General features: G+C 74.2%; 2 protein-coding genes. One reads left to right on the forward strand and one right to left on the reverse strand.

The features are described 5' to 3' along the window. The coding region (locus Q0L15_RS22585) for a CocE/NonD family hydrolase C-terminal non-catalytic domain-containing protein (protein WP_296607107.1) at window positions 1-604 on the forward strand (604 nt) is incomplete at its 5' end. Window position 605: 1 nt separating this feature from the next. On the opposite strand, the gene Q0L15_RS22590 is transcribed toward Q0L15_RS22585, so the two are convergent. Continuing rightward, window positions 606-996 (reverse strand): dihydrofolate reductase family protein (locus Q0L15_RS22590; RefSeq protein ID WP_296607108.1); only part of this gene is annotated, 391 nt, incomplete at its 5' end.

Below are 996 nucleotides of genomic sequence, written 5' to 3' on the forward strand. Positions count from 1 at the left end.
CGGCGTGCACGGCGCTCCGTCGCCGCTGGTGCCGGGCCACGAGTACGACGTGGAGCTCGACCTCGACGCCTGCGCCTACGAGTGGTCGCCCGGGCACCGGCTGCGGGTCAGCGTCGCCGGCTCGGACTGGCCGAACACGATCGCCCCGCCCGCGCCGGTGGTGCTGACCGTGCACGCCGGCTCGCTGTCGCTGCCGCTGCTGGAGGGCTCCTTCCCCGCGCCGGCGTTCACACCCGGCGCGGAGCACTCCGCGGAGTCGACGGAGGGCGTCGGCTGGTCGATCGAGGACGACGTCCTGCGCCGCACGACCACGGCCCGCACCCGCACGGTGAGCGAGTACGAGACGCCGTACGACGGCACCGCCCGCGAGGACTACCGCGGCGCGGTGACCGTCGACCGGCGTACCTGGGAGCAGACCGCGCACGCGGTGACGACGTTCGACCTCGCCTGGCCGGGCGTCGACGTGCACGTCGAGTCGACCATGGACGTCACGATCACCGGCGCGTCGTACGACGTGGCCATCGAGACCGTCGCGGCCCTCGACGGCGCCGAGGTGTCGCGGCGGACCTGGCGGGAGTCGGTCCCGAGGGCGGTGCGGGCGTAGCTCAGCGCCTGGTCACGTACCTGGTGAGGACCACGCCGCCGGGGAAGGTGCGGGTCTCCACGAGGTCGAGGTCCACCCAGTTGTCCAGGGCCGTGAAGAACGGCGTGCCGCCGCCGACCAGGACCGGCGCGGTGGCCAGCACGTACTCGTCGATCAGCCCGGCGCGCATGGCGGCCGCGGCAAGGGTGGCGCCGCCGATGTCCATGGGCCCGCCGTCCTCGGCCTTGAGCCGGGTGATCTCGGCGACCGGGTCGCCGGTGACCAGCCGGGCGTTCCAGTCGACCGTGCCGGTGGTCGAGGAGAACACCACCTTCGGCATCCGGCGCCAGCGGTGGGCGAACTCGACCTCCGCCGGGGTGACGCCGGGCTGCTGATCGGCGGTGGGCCAGTGG

Origin of the sequence: Nocardioides sp. (assembly GCF_024509035.1) — a bacterium.
Lineage (GTDB): Bacteria > Actinomycetota > Actinomycetes > Propionibacteriales > Nocardioidaceae > Nocardioides.